The sequence below is a fragment of the Mesorhizobium sp. P2_E10 genome, assembly GCF_056404235.1.
In genome coordinates this window covers 1-16,799 of the sequence record NZ_JBFUEK010000003.1, presented here as the reverse complement: position 1 = coordinate 16,799, position 16,799 = coordinate 1, and the positions used below count along the sequence as shown (strand labels likewise).

Annotated in this window: 17 protein-coding genes; 5 read left to right on the top strand and 12 right to left on the bottom strand. The window is 63.5% G+C overall.

Annotated elements, in window-relative coordinates:
* The first annotated feature begins 61 nt into the window (after positions 1-61).
* Entirely contained in the window at positions 62-901 is an 840-nt protein-coding gene (locus AC1D0N_RS09175; protein ID WP_477243145.1) for a fumarylacetoacetate hydrolase family protein, read from the top strand.
* 278 nt (positions 902-1,179) lie between these two features.
* Here AC1D0N_RS09175 and guaA read toward each other — a convergent pair whose 3' ends face one another.
* Positions 1,180-2,742: a glutamine-hydrolyzing GMP synthase gene (gene guaA / locus AC1D0N_RS09170; RefSeq protein WP_477243144.1), complete on the bottom strand. Its 1,563-nt coding sequence runs from the start codon at positions 2,740-2,742 to the stop codon at positions 1,180-1,182.
* 56 nt (positions 2,743-2,798) lie between these two features.
* A complete protein-coding gene (locus AC1D0N_RS09165) occupies positions 2,799-3,302 on the bottom strand; it encodes a MarR family winged helix-turn-helix transcriptional regulator (RefSeq protein ID WP_477243143.1) in 504 nt (167 codons plus the stop codon).
* A gap of 84 nt (positions 3,303-3,386) precedes the next feature.
* On the opposite strand from AC1D0N_RS09165, the gene AC1D0N_RS09160 reads away from it, so the two are divergent.
* Positions 3,387-3,704: a hypothetical protein gene (locus tag AC1D0N_RS09160; RefSeq protein WP_477243142.1), complete on the top strand. Its 318-nt coding sequence runs from the start codon at positions 3,387-3,389 to the stop codon at positions 3,702-3,704.
* Positions 3,705-3,714: 10 nt separating this feature from the next.
* On the opposite strand, the gene AC1D0N_RS09155 is transcribed toward AC1D0N_RS09160, so the two are convergent.
* The 4 genes from AC1D0N_RS09155 to AC1D0N_RS09140 all read right to left on the bottom strand — a co-directional run bounded on the left by AC1D0N_RS09155 (position 3,715) and on the right by AC1D0N_RS09140 (position 6,710).
* Complete coding sequence (locus AC1D0N_RS09155) at positions 3,715-4,350, bottom strand: 5'-methylthioadenosine/S-adenosylhomocysteine nucleosidase (RefSeq protein WP_477243141.1); 636 nt, start codon at positions 4,348-4,350, stop codon at positions 3,715-3,717.
* 4 nt (positions 4,351-4,354) lie between these two features.
* The gene (locus AC1D0N_RS09150; protein ID WP_477243140.1) at positions 4,355-4,813 is read right to left on the bottom strand and encodes a PaaI family thioesterase; all 459 of its coding nucleotides are present in this window, start codon (positions 4,811-4,813) and stop codon (positions 4,355-4,357) included.
* Positions 4,814-4,899: 86 nt separating this feature from the next.
* Positions 4,900-5,346 carry a TspO/MBR family protein gene (locus AC1D0N_RS09145; protein ID WP_477243139.1) on the bottom strand — a complete coding sequence of 149 codons (447 nt, stop codon included), beginning with the start codon at positions 5,344-5,346 and terminating at the stop codon, positions 4,900-4,902.
* A gap of 74 nt (positions 5,347-5,420) precedes the next feature.
* Positions 5,421-6,710, bottom strand: a complete 1,290-nt coding sequence (locus AC1D0N_RS09140) for an RsmB/NOP family class I SAM-dependent RNA methyltransferase (protein WP_477243138.1) — start codon at positions 6,708-6,710, stop codon at positions 5,421-5,423.
* 317 nt (positions 6,711-7,027) lie between these two features.
* Between AC1D0N_RS09140 and AC1D0N_RS09135 the strand changes: the two genes are divergently transcribed.
* Positions 7,028-7,705 (top strand): MIP family channel protein, encoded by a 678-nt coding sequence (locus AC1D0N_RS09135; RefSeq protein ID WP_477243137.1) that lies wholly within the window; start codon positions 7,028-7,030, stop codon positions 7,703-7,705.
* A 74-nt stretch (positions 7,706-7,779) separates the two neighbouring features.
* Here AC1D0N_RS09135 and katG read toward each other — a convergent pair whose 3' ends face one another.
* Positions 7,780-9,969: a catalase/peroxidase HPI gene (katG, locus tag AC1D0N_RS09130; protein WP_477243136.1), complete on the bottom strand. Its 2,190-nt coding sequence runs from the start codon at positions 9,967-9,969 to the stop codon at positions 7,780-7,782.
* Between the two features lie 127 nt (positions 9,970-10,096).
* Here katG and AC1D0N_RS09125 point away from each other — a divergent pair, with 127 nt between their 5' ends.
* The gene (locus AC1D0N_RS09125) at positions 10,097-11,005 is read left to right on the top strand and encodes a hydrogen peroxide-inducible genes activator (protein ID WP_477243135.1); all 909 of its coding nucleotides are present in this window, start codon (positions 10,097-10,099) and stop codon (positions 11,003-11,005) included.
* A 149-nt stretch (positions 11,006-11,154) separates the two neighbouring features.
* Here the strand turns inward: AC1D0N_RS09125 and AC1D0N_RS09120 are convergent, their stop codons facing one another.
* From AC1D0N_RS09120 to AC1D0N_RS09100, 5 genes are all read right to left on the bottom strand, one after another.
* On the bottom strand, positions 11,155-11,436 hold the full coding sequence (locus AC1D0N_RS09120; protein WP_477243134.1) for a hypothetical protein: 282 nt from the start codon (positions 11,434-11,436) through the stop codon (positions 11,155-11,157).
* Between the two features lie 360 nt (positions 11,437-11,796).
* The gene (locus tag AC1D0N_RS09115) at positions 11,797-12,657 is read right to left on the bottom strand and encodes a sigma-70 family RNA polymerase sigma factor (protein WP_477243133.1); all 861 of its coding nucleotides are present in this window, start codon (positions 12,655-12,657) and stop codon (positions 11,797-11,799) included.
* Complete coding sequence (locus tag AC1D0N_RS09110; RefSeq protein ID WP_477243132.1) at positions 12,654-13,157, bottom strand: carboxymuconolactone decarboxylase family protein; 504 nt, start codon at positions 13,155-13,157, stop codon at positions 12,654-12,656. The genes AC1D0N_RS09115 and AC1D0N_RS09110 overlap by 4 nt, the downstream gene beginning before the upstream one ends.
* 149 nt (positions 13,158-13,306) lie before the next feature.
* The gene (locus tag AC1D0N_RS09105; RefSeq protein WP_477243131.1) at positions 13,307-14,263 is read right to left on the bottom strand and encodes a calcium:cation antiporter; all 957 of its coding nucleotides are present in this window, start codon (positions 14,261-14,263) and stop codon (positions 13,307-13,309) included.
* Between the two features lie 190 nt (positions 14,264-14,453).
* Entirely contained in the window at positions 14,454-16,226 is a 1,773-nt protein-coding gene (locus AC1D0N_RS09100) for an AMP-binding protein (protein WP_477243130.1), read from the bottom strand.
* Between the two features lie 310 nt (positions 16,227-16,536).
* Between AC1D0N_RS09100 and AC1D0N_RS09095 the strand changes: the two genes are divergently transcribed.
* A partial coding sequence (locus AC1D0N_RS09095; RefSeq protein ID WP_477243129.1) for a transposase family protein occupies positions 16,537-16,799 on the top strand: 263 nt, incomplete at its 3' end.

The following is a 16,799-nucleotide window of genomic DNA, read 5'->3' as shown; positions in this document are numbered from 1 at the left end:
CACCGCTGGCCGCATCGATGGGACAGTTTGCTACCGTCTGTCGCGCAATCAGGAGAACAAGATGAAACTGCTGCGCTATGGCGAGATCGGGAGCGAACGCCCCGGCCTGCTCGATGGGACGATCCGCGATCTTTCCGCTCATGTCACCGACATCGGCGGCAAGGCGCTCGATCCGGCATCGCTCGCCGCGCTGTCGAAGCTCGATCCGAAGTCGCTGCCGGCCGTTTTCGGGAAACCGCGCCTCGGCGCCTGCGTTGCCGGCACCGGCAAATTCATCTGTATCGGCCTCAACTATTCCGACCACGCCGCCGAAACCGGCGCCACCGTGCCGTCGGAGCCGATCATCTTCATGAAGGCAAGCTCGGCCATCGTCGGCCCGGATGACGACGTGCTGATCCCGCGCGGTTCGGAGAAGACCGACTGGGAAGTCGAGCTCGCCGTGGTCATCGGCAGAAAAGCAAAATATGTCAGCGAGGCCGACGCGCTGGATTATGTCGCCGGCTATGCCGTCGCCCATGACGTCTCCGAGCGCGCCTTCCAGGCCGAGCGTCAGGGCCAGTGGACCAAGGGCAAGTCCTGCGACACTTTTGGGCCGACCGGACCGTGGCTGGTCACCAAGGACGAGGTGGCCGATCCGCAGAACCTGAAGATGTGGCTGACGGTCAACGGCAAGACCATGCAGAACGGCTCGACCAAGACCATGGTCTATGGCGTCGCCTATCTGGTTTCCTATCTCAGCCAGTTCATGTCGCTGCACCCCGGCGACATTATCTCCACCGGCACACCGCCCGGCGTCGGCCTCGGCATGAAGCCGCCGGTGTTTTTGAAGGCTGGTGATGTGGTCGAGCTCGGCATCGAAGGGCTCGGCCAGCAGAAGCAGACCTTCAGGGCGGACGTGTAGGCGGCTCTCCCTCCGAGCCTTTTGCGTGACTCAAAGGCGCTGCGCGAGGCGTGGCGCTGTGCCATCTCGGTAGCACGATGCTCGGCAGCGGATCACCTTCTTGCCCGAATGGCCAAGCAGGGTCTGCGAGGCGTCATATCCCAAGGCAGCCGATATCCGCCATGCGGACTTATGTGCGTACCGATTGTCGCTGATTGTCCCCGGAACGATTTATTTTTGTTTTCAGCATGTTACGTCGCAGATTGGCGTGTTCTCGGCGGCGTTTGGGTGGGTCTGAATCATTCCCACTCGATTGTGCCGGGCGGCTTCGAGGTCACGTCGTAGACGACGCGGTTGATGCCGCGCACCTCGTTGATGATGCGCGTGGCGGCGGCACCCAGGAACGTCATGTCGTAGTGGTAGAAATCCGCCGTCATGCCGTCGACCGAGGTGACGGCGCGCAGCGCGCAGACGAATTCGTAGGTGCGGCCGTCGCCCATGACGCCGACGGTCTGCACCGGCAGCAGCACGGCGAAGGCCTGCCAGATGGCGTCGTAGAGGCCGGCCTTGCGGATCTCGTCGAGATAGATTGCGTCGGCTTCGCGCAGAATCTCCAGCTTCTCGCGGGAAATGCCGCCCGGGCAGCGGATGGCAAGGCCGGGGCCGGGAAACGGATGGCGACCGATGAAGCTGTCGGGCAGGCCGAGTTCCTTGCCGAGCGCCCGCACCTCGTCCTTGAACAGTTCGCGCAGCGGCTCGACCAGCTGCATGTTCATGCGCTCGGGCAGGCCGCCGACATTATGGTGCGACTTGATGGTCACCGACGGACCACCGGAGAAGGAGACGCTTTCGATGACGTCGGGGTAGAGCGTGCCCTGGGCCAGGAAATCGGCGCCGCCGAGTTTCTTGGCCTCTTCCTCGAACACCTCGATGAACAGCCGGCCAATGGTCTTGCGCTTCTTCTCGGGGTCCGACTCGCCTTCCAGCGCCGAGATGAATTTTTCCGACGCATCGACCAGGATCAGCGGCAGATTGTAGTGCTGGCGGAACATCGCCACGACGCCTGCCGCCTCGTCCTTGCGCATCAGGCCATGGTCGACAAGGATGCATGTCAGTTGGTCGCCGACCGCTTCGTGGATGAGCAAGGCCGCAACCGAGGAGTCCACGCCGCCCGATAGCGCGCAGATGACCTTGCCCTTGCCGACCTGCTTGCGAATGGTCTCGACCGCGTGCTCGCGGTAGGCGCGCATCGTCCAGTCGCCCTCGATGCCGGCGATGTTGTGGACGAAGTTGCGCAGCAGCCTTGCGCCGTCCGGCGTGTGCACCACTTCGGGGTGGAACATGATGCCGTACATCCTGCGCGCGACGTTGCCGAAGATGGCGAAGGGCGAGCCCTCCGACTTTCCCAGGACCTCGAAGCCCTTGGGCAGCGAGATGACGCGGTCGCCGTGGCTCATCCACACCTGATGGCGCTGGCCGGGCGCCCACAGGCCCTCGAACAGCGGGCTGTCCTTTTCGATCTCGACGAAGGCGCGGCCGAATTCGCGGTGATCGGAACTCTCGGCGACGCCACCCATCTGCACGCAGAGCGCCATCTGGCCGTAGCAGATGCCGAGCACCGGTACGCCGGCGTCAAAGACGATCTGCGGCGCGCGCGGGCTGCCGATATCGGAGGTCGAGGCCGGGCCGCCGGAGAGGATGACGGCTTTCGGATTGATGCGTTTGAACGCTGCTTCGGCCGACTGGAACGGCACGATCTCGGAAAAGACGCCGGCCTCGCGGATGCGGCGGGCGATGAGCTGCGTAAACTGGCTGCCGAAATCGACAATCAGGACGGTGTCGGGGTGATTGGCTGTCTTCATGGCGAGCGTTTAGAGAAAGAAATGAGTCGGCGCAATGGGTTAGAAAGCCGCGCCTCTCACTTCGATTCCGGTGCTTCGTCTCGAGGTCCGACGGGTTTCTCCAATGCGTGCGCCTGCCCCGCGTCGAGGGAGCGCAAGGCGTCCATCAACGCCGCGAAGCGCTGCTGGCCGAGACGGGCGATGTAGCCCTGTTCGATCTGCAGCTTGATGCGGTCGCCGTCGCGCAAGGCGTCCAGCCCCTTGCGGGTATAGCGCACAAGCTTGCCGCGACCATCCATGGGATCGGGCAGACGCTCCAGCACGCCGTCCGCTTCCAGGCCGTCGAGCAATTGCTGAACCGCCTGCTTGGAGATCGCCGAGCGATCGATCAGTGCCGACTGGCGCGTGCCGCCGCGGGGGATGTGCCCAAGCAGTCCGGCGCGCGCTTCAGTGAACCAGCCATGGCCGGCGGCGCGCATCGCGGCGGCGAACTCGGCCTGCCAGGCACGGCTCGCCTGCCACAGCCGCCAGCCGACGTGGTCGGGCAAAGCGTCGGTTTTTTCGTCAAGCTCCTTGACCATTTTCTTGAGACTCCATATAGTCAAGATACTTGACGATTTCCATCGCGTCGAGCGTTTTCGAACTCAAACCTTTGGACAGGGACAATGACAATTCTGAACAAGGATACGCTGGCCATTATCATGATCGGCACCACGCATGTCATCGATATGGGCGGCAAGAGCGCCTTCATCCACTACGAAACGGGGACCCGTGCGCACATGCTGCTGCCGGACGGCACCCGTTTCCATGGGCTTTGGACGCTGCAGGACGACGGCTACAAGGTCGAATGGCAGGACGGCCCCACCGGCGCCTGGAAACTCGACCACACGCCGGGCGCCATCGACTATGTCGACGCGACCGGCACCGTGCGCGGGCGCATTTCACGCATCGATTTCGGCGATCCGGAACGCCTTGCGGCCTGATCGGTTGCGGTCAAGCGCCGAGCAGGCCGTCACCGATCGCCTGTTCGAGCCGCCCAACGGCGCCCGCCAGCTTCTCGTCGATGACGTGCAGATATTCGGTCCAGTCGCCGACATGCCTGAGATCGGCGGCGCCATCGGAAATGCCGCGCAAGCCGATGAGCGGCACGCCGAACAATTGGCAGGCGCGCAGGCAGGCGAAGGTCTCCATGTCGACCATGTCGGCGGCGATGGCATCGTAGGCGGCGCCGGAAATGATGCCGCCGCCGGTCGACAGCGTCGCTTGCCTGATATCAGGAATCCGGAGCGGCAGCGGCACGGTCACCGGCAGATCGAGAAAGGGCGTGGCGCCCTTCTCAAAACCCAAAGGCGAGGCATCGATGTCGCGATAGCCGACCGAGATGGCCTGATAGATTTCAGCCTGCTCCAGTGTCCGGCTGCCGGCCGAACCGAGCGACACCACCAGATCCGGCAGTGCCTTCTCGGACTTCAGCCGCGACAGTTCGGCGCCCAGCCTGACGCCGGCCTCGACCGGCCCGACGCCGGTCATCAGCGGCGTGAACAGGCGCTGCAAATGCGGGCCGTATTCAGCCTGCGCCGCCATGACGAAGAGAACGGACTTGCCGCCGATGCGCACAACATCACCCATCGGATCAGCCCGCAATCCCATCACGGCCCACCACCGTCATCATCGTGCCGGTCATGGTGGCGATCAGCTTGGCTTCGCCGTCGGCGGTAAAGGCATAGGCCTGACCGTCGGCGACGATGATGGTGCGGCCGGGCTTGGTGACCGAGCCGCGGAACAGGAAGCGTTCGCCCCTGCCCGGCGCCAGAAGATTGACCTTGAACTCGATGGTCAGCACGCTGGAACTTTCCGGCAACAGCGAAAACGCGGCATAGCCGCAGGCAGAATCCAGCGCCGTCGAAATGACGCCGGCATGCAGGAAGCCATGCTGCTGGGTCAGTGCCGCCGAGTACGGCATCTCGATCTCGATGATGCCGGGCGTCACCAGCGTCAGTTCGGCGCCGATGGTCGCCATCGCCTTCTGGCGGGCAAAGGAGGTCCTGACACGATCCTCATAGTCCGGGGCGGGTACGATCTTTGCTGCCATGGCCGTTGCCTTCACTTCTCTACCCAAAGCTTATCGCAGAGGCAGAAGCGGCAGGCAATCTCATTTGCTGCACTGCAGCAAAGAGGTCAGTTCAACCAGAGAAGCGATGCGTTGAGCAGAGTGGCGAAAGCCACCCACGCCGCATAGGGCACGAACAGCCAGCGGGAAGCCCGGTCGCGGCTGCGGGCGATGAAGACAAGGATGCTGGCAAGCAGCAGCACAATGACCACCAGAGCCGGCCCCATCAGTTTGGTGCCGAAGAAGGTCGGCGACCACAGGAAGTTCAGGAACAACTGCGCGACCCAGGCCTTCATCGCCGTGCCGTCCGGATCGTGCCGCCAGGTTCGCCAGCCGGCGATGGCGATCATCACATAGAGCAGCGACCAGACCGGGCCAAAGATCCAGTTCGGCGGATTGAAGGGCGGCTTGGCGAGCGATGCATACCATTCACCCGGCAAGGTCGCGTAGCCGATCAGCAGGCCGGCACCCAGCACCAGAACGAGGAAAAACAGAAGCGACAGGTATTTCTGCAAGGAGGTCCCCCGTTTGGCGGCTTCAGCACCGCAGACCGGAATTGGAGCGCCGGGGCGAGATGTCAACCGTGGTGTCAGTTCGCCCGGCGCAGCGCGCAGAAGTAAAACCCGTCGGTGCCGCTTAGCGCCGGCGACAAGGAAATATCGCCGGTTTCTCCGACCCGTGCAGCCGCCGCGTGGTCTGGAAAGCGGCCGTCCCAAAGCGCGCGATGATCGACCGGGACAAAGCCGCTGTTGCGTTCCCGGAAGGCGGAGACCTGCTCGCCATTCTCCTCATCGAAGACCGAGCAGGTGATGTAGACCAGGAGGCCGCCCGGCTTGACGTAGGCTTTGGCGGCATCGAGGATCGCCGACTGCTCACCCTTGCGCGCATCGAGCTGTCTTTGCGTCAGCCGCCATTTGGCGTCGGGGCGCCGCCGCCAGGTGCCGCTGCCGGTGCATGGCGCGTCGACCAGGACGATGTCCATGTGACCGGTGAGCGGGGTGAGTTCCGAAGGCTTGGTGACGATCTGCACGTTGCGGTTTTCCGAGCGGCGCATGCGGTCGAAGATCGGCGCCAGCCGCGCCTTTTCGGAATCATGCGCAAACACCTGGCCTTTGTTGCCCATCGCCGCCGACAGCGCCAATGTCTTGCCGCCGGCGCCGGCGCAAAAGTCGAGCACCTGCATGCCGGCCTCGGCGCCAGCCAATGCGGCTACAATCTGCGAGCCTTCGTCCTGAACCTCGAACCAGCCCTTTTGGAAGGCGGGTTCGGCCTGCACGTTCGGATGCCGGCCATCGCCATCGATCGGCGGGATGCGGATGCCGTATGGCGCGATCTGTGCTGGTTTGGCGCCGGTATCAGTCAGTTCGGCCAGCACCTTGGCGCGATCGGCCTGCAGCGTGTTGACCCGGAGGTCGAGCGGCGGACGTGTGGCAAGGGCGGCCCCCTCGTCGACCCATGTCTCGCCGAAGGTTGCTTCGAGCAGCGGCGCGCACCAGTCGGGAATGTCGGCCCGCACCGCCGGCGGCGCATCGGCAAGCCGGCGCTCGGTGAGCGCCTTCAATTCCTCTTCGCTCAAAAGCGGCGGCGCGAACTTGTCACCGTTGAGCGCCTGGTTCAGCGACTGCGCCGTCTGGTTCCATTCGAGCAGCAGGGCGCCGAAACCGACGGCGCGCGGCGTGTCATCGCCGAGCAGCCAGCCGGCGGAACGCTTGTGGCGCAGCGCGTCGTAGACGATGTTGCCGATCGCCGCGCGGTCGCCGCCGCCGGCGAAGCGATGCGACAGGCCCCAGTCCTTCAGTGCGTCGGCCACCGGCCGGTGGCGCCGGCTGATGTCTTCCAGCACTTCGATGGCTGCCGCCAGCCGTCCGCCCAGTCGCATTCGTCATTCCACCAAAATCGAGCACATGATCTTCCCGGCCTGCTCTTAGAGCCTTTCGCGCCCGGTTTGAACCCCGCTTCGCCTCGCTGGGTCAGGCAATGCCAATTGAGGCCGGCGAAGCTTCCCGACCAGTATATGTCCCTGCAACGACAGACCGCTCAATAGATGACAGGTCTCTAATGTTCGCAACTGGCGACTGCAAGCATGAGCGGCGGCGCAACCGCTCTGCTTTCCAAGTTTTTCCGTTGGGAATACTCTCCCCGGCATGATTCGCGTCGCGGAAAAGCGGAGCCGCGGATCGATACGAGGAGAGGGCAATGAAGACTTATCTGGCGGAAGTTCTTGGTACATTTCTATTGGTGTTCATCGGCACGGCTTCGGTGGTGACGGGCGGCTTCGGCGGCGCGCTGCCGCTCGGCCAGGAAGGCATCGGTCTGGCGTTCGGCATCGGCCTGATTGCGGCGGCCTATGCGATCGGCCCGATCTCGGGCGCGCATCTCAATCCGGCGGTGACGCTCGGCGTCTTCCTTGCCGGCCGGCTGCCTGCCAAGGATGTCATCCCCTACTGGATCGCGCAGATCATCGGCGCCATCCTGGCCTCGCTGGCGCTGTTGATCATCGTCTCCGGCAAAGCCGGCGAGCCCATCGCGAACTTCGGCGCCAATGGCTGGGACGTTACGAAATGGGGCGTCAGCTCGGCATTCCTGTGGGAGTTGATCGGCACCTTCACCTTCGTCACCGTGATCCTTGGCGTGACCGCGGAAAAGCACTCGACGGCATTCGCCGGGCTGGTCATCGGCCTGACGCTGGCGGGCATTCACTTCGCCATGATCCCTGTGACCGGTACCTCGGTCAATCCGGCGCGTTCGATCGGCCCGGCACTGTTTACGGGCGGTGACGCGCTCAAACAGCTCTGGTTGTTCATCGTCGCACCGCTGATTGGTGGCGCCATCGCCGGCGTGGTAGCCAAGGCACGTATCTTCGAAAAAGACTGATCTTCGAAGCCCGAATGTGAAAAAGGCGCGGGCCACGGCCCGCGCCTTTTTTGTGAGACAGATCTCTGGCTGGATCAGCCGGCGATGTCGAAGCGGTCGGCGTTCATCACTTTGGTCCATGCCACAACGAAGTCTTTCGCGAACTTCGTCCTGGCGTCGGCCGTCGCATAGACTTCCGCGATGGCGCGCAGCTGCGAGTGCGAACCGAAGATGAGGTCGGCACGGGTGCCGGTCCACTTGACTTCGCCGGTCTTGCGGTCGCGGCCCTCGAACACGTCCTTGGCGTCCGTCGTCGCCTTCCACTCGGTGCCCATGTCGAGCAAATTGACGAAGAAGTCGTTGCTCAGCGCTTCCGGCCGGCTGGTGAAGACGCCGTGCTTCGACTGCCCGGCATTGGCGCCGAGGACGCGCAGGCCGCCGACAAGGACCGTCAGTTCGGGCGCCGTCAGCGTCAGCAACTGCGCGCGGTCGACCAGCGCCTCCTCGGGCGACAGACGCTGCTTGCCGCTGACATAGTTGCGGAAGCCGTCAATTGTCGGTTCCAGCGGTGCGAAGGAGTGGATGTCCGTCTGCTCCTGCGAGGCATCCATGCGGCCTGGCCAGAACGGAACATCCACGCTGTGGCCGGCGGCCTTCTCGATCGCGGCATTGCCGCCGAGAACGATCAGATCGGCAAGCGAGACTTTTTTGCCCCCGGACTGCGAAGCGTTGAAGTCTTTCTGGATCGCTTCAAGCTTGTCGAGCACCTTGGCCAGTTCCGCCGGCTGGTTGACGGCCCAGTCCTTCTGCGGGCTGAGGCGAATGCGCCCGCCATTGGCACCGCCGCGCTTGTCGGAACCACGGAAGGTCGAGGCTGACGCCCAGGCCGTCGAGACCAGCTGTGATACCGACAGGCCGGACGCCAGGATCCTGGCCTTGAGCGCTTCAGCGTCCTGCTCGTCGATCAAGACATGATCGACCGCCGGAATGACGTCCTGCCAGGGCAGCTCTTCCTTGGGAACCAACGGGCCGAGATAGCGCACGAGCGGACCCATATCGCGGTGGGTCAGCTTGTACCAGGCGCGGGCAAAGGCGTCGGCGAACTGGTCCGGATTCTCATGGAAGCGTTTTGAGATCGTTGCGTAGGACGGATCGAAACGCAGCGCGAGATCCGAGGTCAGCATGGCGGGCGCGTGGCGCTTACCTGCGTTGTGCGCATCCGGCACCGTGCCGGCACCGGCGCCGCCCTTCGGCGTCCACTGATGCGCGCCGGCCGGGCTCTTGGTCAGTTCCCAGTCGAAGCCGAACAGATTGTCGAAGAAGTCGTTGCTCCACTTGGTCGGGGTCGTGGTCCAGGTCACTTCCAGACCGCTGCCGATGGCGTCACCGCCCTTGCCGGTGCCGAACTTGTTGGCCCAGCCGAGGCCCTGCTGCTCGATGTCGGCGCCTTCCGGCTCGACACCGACCAGAGCCGCATCGCCAGCACCATGGGTCTTGCCGAAGGTGTGGCCGCCGGCGATGAGCGCGACGGTCTCCTCGTCGTTCATGGCCATGCGGGCGAAGGTGTCTCTGATATCGCGCGCCGAGGCCAGCGGATCCGGGTTGCCGTTCGGCCCTTCCGGGTTGACGTAGATCAGGCCCATCTGCACGGCGCCGAGCGGGTTCTGCAGGTCGCGGTCGCCGCTGTAGCGCTCGTCGGCCAGCCACTTGCCTTCGGGACCCCAATAAATGTCCTGCTCGGGCTCCCAGACGTCGGCGCGGCCGCCGGCGAAGCCGAAGGTCTTGAAGCCCATCGATTCCAAAGCAACGTTGCCGGTCAGGATCATCAGGTCGGCCCAGGAGATCTTGCGGCCATATTTCTGCTTGATCGGCCACAGCAGGCGGCGGGCCTTGTCGAGGTTGACGTTGTCCGGCCAGCTGTTCAGCGGCGCGAAACGCTGCTGGCCGGCTCCGGCGCCGCCACGGCCGTCGCCGATGCGGTAGGTGCCGGCGCTGTGCCATGCCATGCGGATGAACAGCGGGCCGTAATGGCCAAAATCGGCCGGCCACCACTCCTGCGAGTCGGTCATCAGCGCATGCAGGTCCTTGATGACGGCGTCGAGGTCGAGGCTTTTGAATTCCTCGGCATAGTCGAACGCCTCGCCCATCGGATCGGACAGCGGCGATTGCTGGTGGAGAACCTGGACGTTGAGCTGGTTTGGCCACCAGTCGCGGTTGGCCCTGGCAATTGTCGTATGCACGACCGGGCATTTGCCCGCGCTGGGATCGTCAGTGTTCGCGTCCATCTTGCTCTCCGATTCGCTGATTTCCCGGGCGGGCCTTGGGCCGCGCCACTCTGGAATGGTTCCAGACTAGGCTGCCTAGCCGATAAAAACAAATTGCCTTTCCTGTTTGTTGCGATAGTTTTTTCTTATGATTGGCCTCACCGTGCGACAGATGCATTATTTCGAAGCGCTGGCGCAGACGCTGCATTTCGGCCGCGCCGCGAAACTCGCCGGCGTCAGCCAGCCGGCGCTATCGTCGCAGATCGCCGAGATGGAGCAGCGGCTCAACTGCCGGCTGTTCGAGCGCGGCGGCAAAGCGGTGCGGATGACCGACGAGGCGCTGGTCATGCTGCCGCGCATCGAGCGCATCCTTGCCGACATTCGCGAGATCGAGACCACGGCGCGGCGCGGCCGCCCGGCCATGGAAGGCCGCTTCCGGCTTGGCATCATCCCGACGGTGGCACCCTATCTGTTGCCGCATGTACTGCCGGAGCTGAAACGGCATTTCCCGGCGCTGCAGCTCGAACTGCGCGAAGCGGTGACCGCAGCACTGCTCGACGACACCAATTCGGGCAAGCTCGATGCCTTCATCGCCGCCCTGCCCCTCGACCATCCCGGCCTGATCACCGAGGCGCTTTTCGCCGACCGCTTCTTTCTTGCCGTGCCATCAGGCGATCCCGCTTTCGCCTCGCCGCCGGTGCCGCCAGAAAGCCCGGCGCTGGAAAGGCTGATGCTGTTGGAGGAAGGCCATTGCCTTCGCGAACAGGCGCTCGCCGTCTGCGGCAGCGTGCGCCCGGTGGCGATGGCAAGCTATGGCGCCACCAGCCTGACGACACTGCTGCAGATGGTGGCGCACGGTCTCGGCGTCACGCTCATCCCGGAAATGGCGGCAGGGCCGGCCAGCAGCATGCGCGACCTGAAGATTGTGCCGTTCCAGGAGCCGATGCCGCAACGCACGATCTGCCTTGCATGGCGGCGCAACAAGGTCCGGCATGACGAGTGCGTAGAACTGGCCAAGATCATTCGCGGGCTGGACGCGGCGGTGCTGGCGGCTTGAGGGGTGGCTTAAGCCTGCTGTTGACCCAAAGCAGTCATGGAATAACCGGTCGGCGACATCGAGCTTGTCCCGCGCCAAGGTATGGCGGCGTCTCTCAGAGCTGGTGTTAGGCCGGCCGCAAGCGGCCATCGAGGCCAGTTTGGTAGAGGTCAGTGCGGCGCGCCGTCGGACAAATGCAGGAGTTCCCAGGTCAAGCCAACGCGACCTTGGAACTGTGATGCAAAGAGTTCGGCTTCGACGCTCTCCAAGCCATCATCGACGAGAGCCTCGATGCTTCGCCGCATCAATGCGAGCTGCATCGTCCGGGCGTGTTCGGCGTCCGTCTCTCTCATGATTGCCGCGACATGGTAGGCGATGACGGGCTGGCCGAGGCATGACAGAAGCGGGCTGGCTTCTGCCGTCGCTGCGGTGACTGCTTCTTCGATCTGCATTTGGCGCTCCTCATCAAACCTGATGATGGCGCCTCCCTGGGAGACAACGGTTTTCCGTCGCTTCTTTTCTGATTTCGGCTGTCGCGCACGGTCGAAGTGACAGGCGCTCGTGTCAGACAATCGCTCTCTTGTTCGCTGCCAAAATCAGTATGCTCCAACATCGAGATAAAGGCGACCGCATAGTTAATCGATGGTTAACAGGGATCGTCACATCTTATGCGCTAGTGAACGGCGAGATCCTTCCGGACGACGATGAGGCGGAAGAGGCGCTGGGCGTGAATACGGAGCTGGGGGCTTAGGGCGGGGCCGCGTTCGGCGATGTGAGCTCGGCCTCGAAAAACGGATCGCCTGCAATCCAGACTAATGCAGATGCCTCAGCTTGTCAGGGTTGCGCACCACATAGATCGCCGCGATCTTTCCGTCCTCGATTTCGAGCGCGGTGGTCTGCAGTTCGCCATCGGCTTCAAGCGTGACAAAACCCGGCAGTCCGTTGACGAAACCGACGCGGACAAGTTTTGAGCCGTTCTTCGGGATCAGGCTCGCTATGTAAGCGTATTGCTTGAGGACGGCGTCGAAACCGAGGATCGCCTCGATCGCCGCCGGGCGCTTGCCGCCGCCGTCGGCATGGGCACTGACATCGGCCGCCAGCATGCTGCCAAGCGCCTGCATGTCGCCGCTGCGCGAGGCCGCGAAAAAGGCCTCGGCAAGCGCCAGGCTCCGTTGCCGTTCCATCTGGAAACGCGGCCGGGCGTCCCGCACATGGCTGCGCGCCCGGGCGGCGAGCTGGCGACAGGCGGCAGGGTCGCGCTGGATGGTCTCGGCGACCTCCTCGAAGCCGAGGCCGAACACATCGTGCAGCAGGAAGGCCGCGCGTTCGAGCGGAGACAGACGCTCCAGAACCAGCATCAGCGGCAAGGTGACGTCTTCCACCTCGTCTTCTTCGACGACGGGATCGGGAAGCCAGGGACCGATATAGGTCTCGCGCTGACGCCGCGCCGATTTGAGCTGGTCGAGACAGAGGCGGGTCAGCGTGCGGCGCAGGAACGCCTCCGGCTCGCGCACCGCTGCGCGGTCGGCCCTCATCCAGCGGATAAAGGCCTCCTGCACCATATCCTCGGCGTCGGCGACGGAGCCGAGCATGCGGTAGGCGACGCGCATGAGTTTTGGACGCAGCGGATCGAATTCCGCCGCTGCGTCCTCAAGCGTTGGCTTCGCCGTCAAGCCGCGACCGCCTTGGCAGCAGCCGCTTGCGCAGTAAGCGCTCTGGAAGCGGCCTTCACCGCTGCCGGATCGGCGAAGCCGCCGAAGCCGACCGCAATGCGGTTCCAGCCATTGATGATGTTGATCATCAAGGTGAGTTGCACCTGCTCTTCCCCCGTGAACTGGGCTTTCAGGGCCTCGTAGGCGGCGACATGGGTGTGGCCTTCGCAGATCCGCGTCAGCGCTTCGGTCCAGCCCAAGGCTGCCCGTTCGCGATCGGTGTAGCAGGGCGCTTCGCGCCAGGCCGGCAGCAAGTAGATGCGCTGCTCGGTTTCTCCCCTCTCGCGGGCATAGGTCGTGTGCATGTTGATGCAATTGGCGCAGCCATTGATCTGGGAGGCACGGATCTCCACCAGTTCGGCGAGGCCCGGCTCGAGGCTGGCGGCAATGGCGATCGATGCGCGTTGCCATTCCTTCATCAGCGAAGGGGCGGCGGCAAAGGGTTCAAGTCTGACAGTCATGATTGGCTTCCTTCTGATGGTTGCGAGACCATGACGAGCCAGGGGGTGCCAGTGTGACATGGGGGCCAGAAAATTCCATGGGTGCCGCCGATCCTGAGAGGCCCCACTGCGTCGGCGCCAGTCTCGCTGCGGCGCCGCTTCCGCAACCTTCACGGCACAAATATCAGAAACACATAAGTAAGAAACACGACAAGATGGACCATGCCGGTCAGGAATGTCGTTCGTTCCGTGCTGAAGCTTACGTTGCATATGAACAGCGCCAAAATCAAAAGCACTGTGTCAGTTTCCGGGAGCCCTAAGGTCAGCCCTCTTCCCGTCAGCAGGCTGGCGGCTGCGACCGCCGGTATTGTCAGACCGATGGTGGCGCAAGCCGAACCCATCGCAACGTTCAAGCCACGCTGCAGCTCATTGTTGAGTGAAGCACGGACCGCCGAAATGGCCTCTGGCATCAAAACCAACCCCGCGATCATTGCCCCCACAATAGCGTCAGCCTGGGTCACCTGGTAGGTAACGAGCGCATCCTCGACACCTGCGGCGACCTGCTCGGCGAGCATGACAATTCCGATCAGCCCGATCAACAGGAGCAGAACGCTGGAAGTAATGCTTTGGCGGGAGGACGTTCGGATCGAAACATCGTCTGCCTGTCCTTCGACGAAGTCGTCCCGGTGCCGGACAGTCTGCGCGAACACAAAAGCTGCATAAAGCAGGACTGAGAGTACGCTCACAAATCCGAGCTGAGCCGCCGAAAAGGTGCCGGGATCCGTCGTTCGCGTGTAGGTCGGCAGAATGAGCGTCATCACGGTCAGCGCGGCCAGGACCGCCAGATAGGCGCTGGTCCCTTGCCGGACAATCACCTGCTTGCGATGACGCCAGCCGCCAAGCGTGAGACACAGGCCGACAACGCCGGTGGATGTAATCATCACCGTCGAGAAGACGGACTCACGCGCAAGCGTTGGGTTGTTTTCTCCATGCAGCATCATGGAAACGATGATCGACACTTCGATTGCCGTCACCGCAAAAGTCAGCACCAACGTGCCGTAGGGCTCTCCAACGCGGTGGGCCACCGCTTCGGCGTGGTCGAGCACGACGAAAATGGTGACGAACATGATCGCACTCGAAAGCGCTCCGACAAGGATCCTGACGCTCGGCGAACCTACGTCTACCGACAGCCCGCTGGCTCTGACTGCGACGGCCATCGCCAGCGCGGCCAAGGGCATCGCATAAGACGTCACCGATCGTGCGAAACCGCTCATTCAAGCCCTGTGCGTTGCTGCGAGCCCTAGGGAAAGGCTATGCTCACGCCGTCTTCTGCGTCACCAACCCAAGCTCCTCGACCATCGCCTCGCGCATCAGAAACTTCTGCGGCTTGCCGGTCACCGTCATCGGCAATTCCGTGCGGAAGCGTATGTAGCGCGGGATCTTGTAGTGGGCGATCTGGCCGGCGCAGAAGTTCTTGATCTCCTGCTCGGTGGCGATCTGGCCAGGTCTCAGCACGATCCAGGCGCAAAGCTCCTCGCCATATTTGGCGTCGGGAATGCCGAAGACCTGCACTTCCTTGATCTTGGGGTGGCGGTAGAGGAACTCCTCGACCTCTCTGGGATAGACGTTCTCGCCGCCGCGTATGACCATGTCCTTGACGCGGCCGACGATGTTGCAATAGCCCTCGGCGTCGATTGTGGCGAGGTCGCCAGTGTGCATCCAGCCGTCCGAGTCGATGGCCTCGCGGGTCTTTTGCTCGTCGTCCCAATAGCCCTTCATCACCGAATAGCCGCGCGTGCAGAGCTCGCCCGGCGCGCCAACCGCGACGGTGGCGCCATCGGCATCGATGGCTTTGACCTCGACGTAAGGGTGGATGCGGCCGACGGTCGAGACGCGCTTTTCCAGCGGGTCGTCGACACTGCTCTGGAACGACACCGGGCTGGTCTCGGTCATGCCATAGGCGATGGTCACCTCGGCCATGTGCATCAGCGACACCACCTTCTTCATCACCTCGATCGGGCATGGCGAGCCCGCCATGATGCCGGTGCGCAGACTGGAGAGATCGAAGGATTGGAAATCCGGATGGTCGAGCAGAGCGACGAACATGGTCGGCACGCCGTAGAGAGCGGTGCAGCGTTCCTGCGCCACCGCCTTCAGCGTGGCGCTGGCATCGAAACCCTCGCCCGGGAAAACCATGGTGGCGCCCTTGGTGACACAGCCCATCGTGCCCATCGACATGCCGAAGCAGTGATAGAGCGGCACCGGGATGCACAGCCGGTCGTCGACAGTGAGCTTGATCGCCGACGTGACGAAATTGCCGTTGTTGACGATGTTGTTGTGGGTCAGCGTCGCCCCCTTGGGCGCGCCTGTCGTGCCGGAAGTGAACTGGATGTTGATGGCCTCGCCGGGTTTCAATCCCTCGGAGATGCGATCGAGGCTGTCATGTTCGTCGCGCCCGGCCATCGACAGCACATCGGCGAAATTGAACATGCCGGGCGAATTCTCGTCGCCCATGCGGATGACGATCTTGAGTGCCGGCAGTTTCTGCGCCTTGAGCTTGCCGGGGACGGCCGTTGCAATCTCCGGCGCCAGCGTCTCGATCATGCCGAGATAGTCGGAGGTCTTGAAACTGGCCGCTGTTACCAGCGCCTTGCAGCCGACCTTGTTCAGCGCATATTCCAGCTCGGTCAGCCGGTAGGCCGGGTTGATGTTGACCAGGATCAGGCCGATGCGGGCGGTGGCGAACTGCGTCACCAGCCATTCCCAGCGGTTGGGCGACCAGATGCCGACGCGGTCGCCCTTTTCGAGGCCGAGCGCCAGGAAGCCGGCGGCCAGCGTGTCGACCGTGTCCGACAGTTCGCTCCAGGTGAAGCGCTTGTCCTGATCGACGAAGACGGCAGCATCTTGCGTGGCGTATTTGCTGACGGTGTCGGAAAACAGTGCGGGTATGGTCTGGTGCAGCAGCGGCACGATACGCTCGCCCGAGACATGCGCCCGGCCGTCGAGCGGTGCGACGAAGGTGCCGCCGTTGCGCAGGCCGCGACCGCGCAGATTGGTGGCATTTTTCAACTCGTCGAGATGAATCGCCATCGCCGTCTCCTCCGCAGACGAGCCGAGCCTATCAGCCTGCCGGGGCGGTGGAAAGTAGAGTGGCTCCCCTCCCCCTCGAGGGGAGGGTGGACAGCCGCCGAAGGCGGATAGACGGGTGGGGTCGCTGCGGCAGTGCTCGACGCGAGAGGACCCCACCCGCCTCGCTTCGCTCGGCACCCTCCCCTCAAGGGCAGGGGAATCGCATATGGGGATTTTGGGCTTGAAGTTGGTTTGAGAAGGGATTCTTTGGGAAGGCAGTCTTAGCGAAGGAGCGACTGCCATTTCCAGCCTTGAGAGCTATTTCGGCGCGGTGCCAGATCCRCGCGCAGCCAACGCCACGCACCGGCTTGGCGACCTGATCGTGATGATGATCGCGGCAAGCCTGTGTGGCGCGACCAACGCGACGGAGTTTTCGTTGTTCGCGCAAGAGCGCAAGCAGGCGCTATCGCGTTTGATCGAATATGAAGAGGCGCCCAGCCATGACACCTTCTCGCGGCTGTTGCGCCTGCTCGATCCTGAGGCCTTCGGACGTGCGTTCGCCGCCTTTGCCGCAGGGTTTGCCCAAGCCCCCGC

Bases quoted from the DNA above. Each gene is read 5' to 3' on its own strand.
- AC1D0N_RS09135 (WP_477243137.1), top strand. From the start codon at position 7,028: ATGAAGACTTATCTGGCGGAAGTTCTTGGTACATTTCTATTGGTGTTC.
- AC1D0N_RS09150 (WP_477243140.1), bottom strand. From the start codon at position 4,813: ATGGCAGCAAAGATCGTACCCGCCCCGGACTATGAGGATCGTGTCAGG.
- AC1D0N_RS09160 (WP_477243142.1), top strand. From the start codon at position 3,387: ATGACAATTCTGAACAAGGATACGCTGGCCATTATCATGATCGGCACC.
- guaA (WP_477243144.1), bottom strand. From the start codon at position 2,742: ATGAAGACAGCCAATCACCCCGACACCGTCCTGATTGTCGATTTCGGC.
- katG (WP_477243136.1), bottom strand. From the start codon at position 9,969: ATGGACGCGAACACTGACGATCCCAGCGCGGGCAAATGCCCGGTCGTG.
- AC1D0N_RS09155 (WP_477243141.1), bottom strand. From the start codon at position 4,350: ATGGGTGATGTTGTGCGCATCGGCGGCAAGTCCGTTCTCTTCGTCATG.
- AC1D0N_RS09125 (WP_477243135.1), top strand. From the start codon at position 10,097: ATGATTGGCCTCACCGTGCGACAGATGCATTATTTCGAAGCGCTGGCG.
- AC1D0N_RS09165 (WP_477243143.1), bottom strand. From the start codon at position 3,302: ATGGTCAAGGAGCTTGACGAAAAAACCGACGCTTTGCCCGACCACGTC.
- AC1D0N_RS09110 (WP_477243132.1), bottom strand. From the start codon at position 13,157: ATGACTGTCAGACTTGAACCCTTTGCCGCCGCCCCTTCGCTGATGAAG.
- AC1D0N_RS09100 (WP_477243130.1), bottom strand. From the start codon at position 16,226: ATGGCGATTCATCTCGACGAGTTGAAAAATGCCACCAATCTGCGCGGT.
- AC1D0N_RS09105 (WP_477243131.1), bottom strand. From the start codon at position 14,263: ATGTTCGTCACCATTTTCGTCGTGCTCGACCACGCCGAAGCGGTGGCC.
- AC1D0N_RS09140 (WP_477243138.1), bottom strand. From the start codon at position 6,710: ATGCGACTGGGCGGACGGCTGGCGGCAGCCATCGAAGTGCTGGAAGAC.
- AC1D0N_RS09120 (WP_477243134.1), bottom strand. From the start codon at position 11,436: ATGCAGATCGAAGAAGCAGTCACCGCAGCGACGGCAGAAGCCAGCCCG.
- AC1D0N_RS09175 (WP_477243145.1), top strand. From the start codon at position 62: ATGAAACTGCTGCGCTATGGCGAGATCGGGAGCGAACGCCCCGGCCTG.